Origin of the sequence: Flavobacterium kochi, from assembly GCF_048286715.1 — a bacterium.
Lineage (GTDB): Bacteria > Bacteroidota > Bacteroidia > Flavobacteriales > Flavobacteriaceae > Flavobacterium.
The window spans coordinates 57,479-65,102 of record NZ_JBLVPW010000022.1 but is presented as its reverse complement, the minus strand read 5'-3'; the positions used below and the strand labels follow the sequence as shown (position 1 = coordinate 65,102).

Below are 7,624 nucleotides of genomic sequence, written 5' to 3'. Positions count from 1 at the left end.
AAAAGTAACCCCTTTATTCAGTTATTCAAGCTTTTTTAAACACTTTTTTTAACATTTTCTTAATCTAAGGTTTAACTCCCTGAAAACGCGTTTCTTAGAAATCAAAGTTTTTTAAACCCCACCCTTCCCCATCCACCTAATGCGCAGGTTCTGGACAATAGTGATCGCAGACCTTATCATTCGTCCAACAAAACACAGGACTTTCGCCAGTGACTTCCCTCCTATATATAGCTATGAAATAAAGCGCAAGGACTGGTAAAGATTTCTCCTGTGCCGAAAGGGCAAAATCCATGCAACAATACCATTTTAAGGACAACAGTCCAAAACCTGCGCATAAATTCAGGCTGTACTCCTTCAGAAAAACAACAGGATTAATGATTTTAACCTGCTGCCCTGCGGACAGTAGCGCAAAGTCCACAGTAAAATGGATTTTTCGAGGGTCCGAACCCACAGCCTCCGGCTCAATATGAAAAAAGAGGCAACTACCTAAACTAGATAATTGCCTCTTTTGTTATAATAGGGAATACCCAAATAGTATTTTAATCGAAACGTATGGCTTTGACTGGTGAAATTTTGGTTATTATATATGAAGGAATTAGCAATACCAGAAAACAAACGGTGACCGTGAGTAGATTTAACAAAAGTATGTATCCCCAATTTAGATAGACCGGCGCTTGATTTACATAATAGTTTTCGGGATTCAACTGGATTATCCCGAATTGCTGCTGGATTAGCAATAAGGAGATCCCTATTAGATTTCCCCAGAACAACCCTCTTACTATAAGGTAAAAGGCATTATAGAGAAATATTTTCCGGACAGACCAATTATTAGCACCTAACGCTTTGAGTATCCCTATCATTTGGGTTCGTTCGAGTATTAACACTAAAAGCGCAACGACCATGTTAATGGTAGCAACAAGTATCATTACTACTAAGATAACGATGATATTGAAATCGAATAGCTGAAGCCACTCGAATATGTAACTGTATTTTTCAATTATAGTTTTAGTATCAAGTGTGGATGATGTTTGTTCATATACTTGTTCGCCTATTGGTTTAATATTATCAAAATCATTTACGAAAACTTCGAAAGCACCTACTTGATCTGGGGTCCATTTATTAATACGCTGTATGTGGCGAATGTCACCTATCACATAGGTCGCATCGAATTCCTGAAAACCAGAGTTAAAAATTCCTGTGATTTTAAATCTTCGGATGTTGGGTAATTGGTTTTGACTTTCTTTTATAAAGAATGTATTAAAGGAATCGCCTACTTTTAGATTCAATCTATTTGCAAGAAATTGCGATATCAATACTTCTTGATTGACATTTTTTGAAAAATCAGGAAGTTTTCCGGAAACCAAATACTCCTTTATATTATCCCACCTATAATCGCTACCCACCCCTTTGAAGATGACCCCCTCAAAAGCGCTTTCCGTTCTGATAATTCCTGCTTTACTGGCGATTGCCTGAATGTGGTCCACCCCAGGAACAGTAGTGAACTTTGGATAAAAATCCTGTTTTTTAGAAATTGGAACTAACGTAACTTCGGATTGATTGTTATCATAATTGGAAATAATTATATGTCCGTTAAACGCAGCAACTTTTTCCCGTATTTTCTGTTGCAGCCCGATTCCTGTTGCTACCGAAACAATCATCATAATCATTCCAATGGCAATTGCCGAAATTGCAATTTTTATAATTGGTGCAGATATGCTACTTTTATAATCTTTAGCAGTTATGAGCCGTTTGGCTATGAAATATTCTAAATTCAATTTGATATGGTATCTAATTCGGTTTTACTCCGTTTGCTTGCTTTCGCTCGGGTCAAAAATACGGTTTTATTCTTGGTTTTGATTATTTTTTCAAGCGCTTGTTCTGCCAGGAAAATACAAGAGAAAGAAAAGAAAAAAGACAATTCACAAGAAATAAAAACCAATTCTGTCACAGCGATTGAAACCGGAGCTGATAATTATGACAAGTACCTTCCTCTGCTAAAGGATAAAAAGATTGGAATTGTCACAAATCAAACTGGAATTCTATCCAACAAAACCCATTTGGCTGATTTCCTCCTTTCAAAAAACATCAGGATTCAAACCATTTTCGCACCCGAACACGGTTTTCGCGGAACCGCTGATGCAGGCGAACATGTAATTGATGGAAAGGATTCAAAAACGGGACTCCCGATTATTTCATTGTATGGCGACAACAAAAAACCAAAATCAGACCAATTAGCAGGTATTGACATACTGGTTTTTGATTTACAAGATGTGGGTGCTCGATTTTATACTTATATTTCTTCGTTGCATTATATTATGGAGGCTTGCGCGGAAAACAATATTCCGCTTTTAATTCTCGACAGACCAAACCCTAACGGAAGTATTGTTGACGGACCCATTTTAGAAAAAGCCTTTTCAAGTTTTGTGGGCATGCATACCGTTCCTTTGCTTCATGGAATGACAATTGGCGAATACGCTCAAATGATAAATGGCGAGCAATGGCTGAAGAACGGTGTAAAATGTAAATTGACCGTCATCCCCTGCAGTAACTATAATCGAAAAATGAACTATAACTTACCTGTAAAACCTTCACCGAATCTTCCGAACGATCAAGCCGTGAATTTATATGCGAGTTTGTGCCTTTTTGAGGGAACGAATGTAAGTGTGGGGCGCGGAACGGAAAAACAATTCCAAATTTATGGCTCTCCCTATCTACCAAAAAGCAGTTTCAGTTTTATTCCAAAACCAAATCTAGGCGCACAAAATCCGGTTTACAATGGCATTGAATGCTATGGAGAAGATTTATCAACACATGCAAGAGTACGTAAACTAGAATTAAAGTGGTTAATTAAAGCCTATCAAACCACAACCGACAAATCAAAATTCTTCAATCCCTTTTTTGTAAAACTTGCTGGAACTAAAAAACTGCAAGAGCAAATTCAAGCTGGAACTTCGGAAGAGAAAATTAGACAGAGCTGGAAGAAAGGACTTGAAGATTTTATAAAATTGAGAGCTAAATATTTGATTTACTAAAAAAAATAAAGGAACAACACGAAAGACCTGTTTTTAGATTAATTATAGAGGCAGTTTTTTCTTCATTTCCTCTACTATATTAAAAGCTGCCGGACATATAGCAACATTTTTCAATGTTAGGTCTGTAATTTGTTGAAACTTTTTTCTATCCGTATGCGGGAATTCTCTACATGCTTTGGGCCTAACGTCATAAATCATGCAGGCATTTTCATTATCGAGAAAAGTACATGGTACACTTTGCAATACATAATCCCTATCTTCGTCGATGCGAAGGTATTGTTCAATAAATTGTTGTGGCTTTTGTCGCAGGTATTTTGAAACACGCTCAATGTCGGCGTCCGTAAATAAAGGCCCTGTAGTTTTGCAACAATTAGCACACTTTAAACAATCCGTTTTCTTGAATTCGGCATCATGTAAATCCTGCATCACATAATCTAAATTCTTTGGCGTCTTCTTTTTCAGCTTATCGAAATACTTTTTATTTTCGATATGCTTATCTTTGGCTTCTTTAGGAAGATTGTTTAAAATAGCGTTCATTCGTAGATTTGTTTATTCGGTTATTCGATAAAACATTCCGCGAAATTACTTAAAACAAATCAACAAATAACTAAATTAACACATCAACTATAATGAAAGATCTTTTCGGCAAAGCCATACTTGATTTCCAAACCAATAATTCACCGGAGGATTTAATTACAGAAACAACCATCTCCGAAGAAGACGAAATGAGTGTTGCCTATTTGTTCCGTTCTTACGATGAAATGCCACAAATGGAAAAAAAAGCGTTACAACTTGCCAAAGGTAAAATTCTGGATGTAGGTTGCGGTGCAGGAAGCCATAGTTTATCTTTACAAAACGAACGCAATTTAGACGTAAGTTCTATTGACATTTCACCGAATGCCATTCAAGCCTGCACACTTCGTGGACTTAAAAAAGCAAAAGTTCAGGATGTGATGACCTTAGAAAATGAAAAATACGACACCATACTCCTCTTGATGAATGGTGCCGGAATGTGTGGCAAACTCAAAAACATACCAACGTTCCTTTTAAAGCTAAAATCATTATTGAATCCTGGCGGACAAATTCTATTGGATAGTTCTGATATAATTTATATGTTTGACGATGATGAAGACGGCGGAAAGTGGATTCCCTCCCAAAATGAATATTACGGAGAAATCGTTTTTAACATTTCATACAAAGGCGAAAAAGAAAAACCATTTGACTGGATGTTTATTGATTATAATACTTTGCAAAATGCTGCTTTAGATAATGGACTTCAATGTGAGTTGATCCTTGAAGGGGAGCATTTTGATTATTTAGCGAAACTTTCAATTTAAAAAACACAGTAACACTAATTAATTTATGGAAAATTCAGCATTGGAAAAATTACGTTATCCTATTGGAAAATTCATGGCCCCAGAAAGCTATTCAAGCGAGTACCTCACTACTAAAATAGCAGCAATCGCTAGTTTTCCAGAACGACTAAAAAAAGAAGTGAGTCATCTAACTGAGGAACAACTCGACACACCCTATCGCCAGGATGGCTGGACGATTCGTCAGGTAATACATCATTGTGCTGATAGCCATATGAATTGTTTTATAAGAATCAAATGGACACTGACCGAAGACAAACCAGTAATAAAACCCTATTATGAAGACCGTTGGGCAGCATTGCATGACAATATAACAATGCCAATCCAACCTACTCTTTCTTTCCTGGAAGGTTTACACTATCGTTTAGCTTATTTAATGAATCATCTTTCTCAAGCGGACTTAGAAAAATCATTTATACATCCCGAGCACAACACCTCATTTCAATTGAAAGAAATAATTGGAACTTATGCCTGGCACGGAAACCACCACTTAGCACACATCACCGAATTGAAAAAACAAAAAGGCTGGTAGAGTTTTAGTGGCTGTCTACTTCGTTCGTGACCCGAATTGCAAGCCATCCCCTTCCTGAAAATTGGCCATCAATTCTAATTAACTTAAAACCCCAAACTGCAAAATCTGCAGTTTGGGGTTTTAAGTTTTAAGGGATATTTAAATATTTGTGTGTTTGAAGAGAAACACGCCATTTTGGATTATTCATTACATAATCTACAATCAATGGGGTCATCTCTTCTTTTTTACTCCATTCTGGTTGAAGAAATAAAATGGCATTAGCATTAACTTTTTCAGCTTGCTCTTCGGCAAAAATAAAATCATGTTTATTGTAAATGATTACTTTCAACTCATGTGCATTATCATAAACAGTCTGTGTTGGTAATTTATTTTTCTTTGGTGATAAACAAATCCAATCCCAAACTCCCGTTAATGGATAGGCCCCTGAAGTTTCTATATGAACTTTTCTGTTGTTTTCTTTAAGTTTTTGAGTTAGTAAGCTCATATCCCACATTAGAGGTTCTCCACCAGTAACGACAACAGTTTCTGAATACTTGCTTGCATTTGAAACAATCAAATCAAGCGCAGTAGGAGGATGTAATTCAGCATTCCAACTCTCTTTAACATCACACCAATGACAACCTACATCACATCCGCCAATTCTAATAAAATACGCTGCAGTCCCTGTATGAAATCCTTCTCCCTGAATGGTATAGAATTCTTCCATCAGTGGAAGCATAGCGCCTTTATTGACTTCTAATTGTATTTCTTTTGATAACATTATTTAATTTTAAAGTGCAAAGATAGTTAATTAGAAAATGAGTTGATTTTATATTTGGGAAATGCTTGTTGAAAATTACCAATACCCCTTGCGCCCGACAAAAGCGACCTCTTCTTGTATGGCATTTCTTTCACCCTAAAAAAATGCAGCGAATAGTGAAACTGATCAACTGGCGAATAGTAACGACTGTTGCTAAAACAAAAAAACCGATAGCTCTTTGGAAGCTATCGGTTTTAGTATTTAAAAAACGTTGTCTATTTCAAAGTTTGCAATGATTTTATTGCATAATCATTTGTTGGATCTAACGCAAGTGTTTTGTTAAAGTATTCAATAGCTTTCGCCTTGTTTGAATTCGCATAACTTGCAGCACTATTATTATAAGCTTCAATAACTTTAGCCTTTACTGCCTTTTTTTCCATTTCTTCAGCACCTTTTTCAGTAACAACTTTGATATAGTCTTCATAATATTTTACCATCATATCATCTTTTTCCAGCAATCTATTCGTTCTTGCTCTAAAGATGTAAGCATCTTGAGTAGAAGGAGAAGCCTCGATAACATTTCCAAAAGCTACATCAGCTTTTTGCAACGCAATAGGATCTGGTTTCACAACTTCTTTTCTTGTATTGTCATAATACAATGAGTTTCCTAAATAAAAATTGTCAAGTAAATAATTTCTGGATTCCTTATTTGTAACTGCAATTTCATAAATCGCAGCTGCTTCTTTGAATAATTTTTGCTCGTACAATTTTTTTCCAAGATCTGCCAAATTATTAGTGATTGTAATTTCCATTTCAACCGCCTTCTTAACATCTAAAATACCATTATTGAAAAGAGTCGGATCTACTGTTTTACCGTCAGCAGCGATTGCTTTTTTAATTTTAGAAAAACCTAAATATTGATAATCTACTGCAAGTACTTTATTTGTAGGATTTGCAATAAAACTCTCTAATGATTGAATTGCAACATCAGTATTTCCATTTTCATATGCAGCAAAACCTAAATAACGCAAAATTCTAGGATTGACTTTATCTAATTCTTTCATTTTATTAGCCTCAACTTCTAATGCCTTGTAGTCACCAGCTAAGATTAAAAAGTCAGCATGACGCATACGAGAAGCCAAAGAATAATCCGTAAGACTCATATATTTCTCATAATAACTCAAAGCTTTTTGCAGGTATTCTTTACTTTTAGCTGGTTCATTTCTTCCCCACAAATAATATGTTTCTGCCAATTCACGATATACTGGTCCGTAGTTTGCATTTGTTGCGATTACATTATCATAAGCTTTTACCGCCTCTGTATATGCTTTAGCACCTTTTAGCAATACGCCCAATTGCATTTTTGCTCTAATCAAAGTAGGATCCGCCTGAAAAGCATCACGATAGGCAACATAAGCTTCGTTTTGGTTTTTATCTCCGTAAAAAGCATTTCCTAATTCTAGTAAAAGCTGTGCATCTTGCGGATTATTAATCTTAGCTCTACTTAAAATTGATAGTGCACTTTTGTAGTCAGGTTTGTTAGCTGCCATATAAGCTTTCCCAATGTAGATATACTCTTCAACATCTTTCTTCTTAACATCTTTGGAAGCCAAAGCAAAATTAGCCTGGGCAGCAGCAACATTTCCATTGTCTAAATCCAATTGACCTAATCCAATATAATTAAATTTAGCACCTTCAGTACCACTTAATCCTTTTTGAAAATAGATTTTAGCGCTATCTGCTACGTTTTGCGTAAGATAGATGTTCCCCAAAAGAAAAGCCGCTTTCCCATTAGATGGTTTAGTCTTTATAATCGATTTTAAAATCGACTTTGCGCTATCGAATTGTTCTGCGTCAATTGCTTTTTTTGCCTGATTCAAATCTTGAGCTTGACTTACGGTTACCGAAGCCAATAAAGCAACACTAAAAATTTTAAATTTATTCATCT

General features: G+C 35.7%; 7 protein-coding genes. 3 read left to right on the top strand and 4 right to left on the bottom strand.

Annotated features, from left to right (window positions below; genetic code table 11):
- Positions 1 to 539: 539 nt before the first annotated feature.
- Positions 540 to 1,775, bottom strand: a complete 1,236-nt coding sequence (locus tag ACNQGH_RS17480) for an ABC transporter permease (RefSeq protein ID WP_417957303.1) — start codon at positions 1,773 to 1,775, stop codon at positions 540 to 542.
- 6 nt (positions 1,776 to 1,781) lie between these two features.
- Here ACNQGH_RS17480 and ACNQGH_RS17475 point away from each other — a divergent pair, with 6 nt between their 5' ends.
- A complete protein-coding gene (locus tag ACNQGH_RS17475; protein WP_417957302.1) occupies positions 1,782 to 3,032 on the top strand; it encodes an exo-beta-N-acetylmuramidase NamZ family protein in 1,251 nt (416 codons plus the stop codon).
- A gap of 42 nt (positions 3,033 to 3,074) precedes the next feature.
- Here ACNQGH_RS17475 and ACNQGH_RS17470 read toward each other — a convergent pair whose 3' ends face one another.
- Positions 3,075 to 3,569 (bottom strand): YkgJ family cysteine cluster protein, encoded by a 495-nt coding sequence (locus ACNQGH_RS17470; protein WP_417957301.1) that lies wholly within the window; start codon positions 3,567 to 3,569, stop codon positions 3,075 to 3,077.
- A gap of 92 nt (positions 3,570 to 3,661) precedes the next feature.
- Between ACNQGH_RS17470 and ACNQGH_RS17465 the strand changes: the two genes are divergently transcribed.
- Both ACNQGH_RS17465 and ACNQGH_RS17460 read left to right on the top strand, forming a co-directional pair.
- A complete protein-coding gene (locus tag ACNQGH_RS17465; protein WP_417957300.1) occupies positions 3,662 to 4,369 on the top strand; it encodes a class I SAM-dependent methyltransferase in 708 nt (235 codons plus the stop codon).
- A gap of 25 nt (positions 4,370 to 4,394) precedes the next feature.
- On the top strand, positions 4,395 to 4,937 hold the full coding sequence (locus ACNQGH_RS17460) for a YfiT family bacillithiol transferase (RefSeq protein ID WP_417957299.1): 543 nt from the start codon (positions 4,395 to 4,397) through the stop codon (positions 4,935 to 4,937).
- Between the two features lie 127 nt (positions 4,938 to 5,064).
- Here ACNQGH_RS17460 and ACNQGH_RS17455 read toward each other — a convergent pair whose 3' ends face one another.
- Positions 5,065 to 5,697, bottom strand: coding sequence for a 7-carboxy-7-deazaguanine synthase QueE (locus ACNQGH_RS17455; RefSeq protein WP_417957298.1), 633 nt, complete (start codon positions 5,695 to 5,697; stop codon positions 5,065 to 5,067).
- A 254-nt stretch (positions 5,698 to 5,951) separates the two neighbouring features.
- Positions 5,952 to 7,622: a tetratricopeptide repeat protein gene (locus ACNQGH_RS17450; RefSeq protein ID WP_417957297.1), complete on the bottom strand. Its 1,671-nt coding sequence runs from the start codon at positions 7,620 to 7,622 to the stop codon at positions 5,952 to 5,954.
- Positions 7,623 to 7,624: the final 2 nt, after the last annotated feature.

What these genes read in the sequence shown, in the direction of transcription:
- ACNQGH_RS17465 (WP_417957300.1), top strand. Translation starts at nt 3,662, where the DNA reads ATGAAAGATCTTTTCGGCAAAGCCATACTTGATTTCCAAACCAATAAT.
- ACNQGH_RS17460 (WP_417957299.1), top strand. Translation starts at nt 4,395, where the DNA reads ATGGAAAATTCAGCATTGGAAAAATTACGTTATCCTATTGGAAAATTC.
- ACNQGH_RS17470 (WP_417957301.1), bottom strand. Translation starts at nt 3,569, where the DNA reads ATGAACGCTATTTTAAACAATCTTCCTAAAGAAGCCAAAGATAAGCAT.
- ACNQGH_RS17475 (WP_417957302.1), top strand. Translation starts at nt 1,782, where the DNA reads ATGGTATCTAATTCGGTTTTACTCCGTTTGCTTGCTTTCGCTCGGGTC.
- ACNQGH_RS17450 (WP_417957297.1), bottom strand. Translation starts at nt 7,622, where the DNA reads ATGAATAAATTTAAAATTTTTAGTGTTGCTTTATTGGCTTCGGTAACC.
- ACNQGH_RS17455 (WP_417957298.1), bottom strand. Translation starts at nt 5,697, where the DNA reads ATGTTATCAAAAGAAATACAATTAGAAGTCAATAAAGGCGCTATGCTT.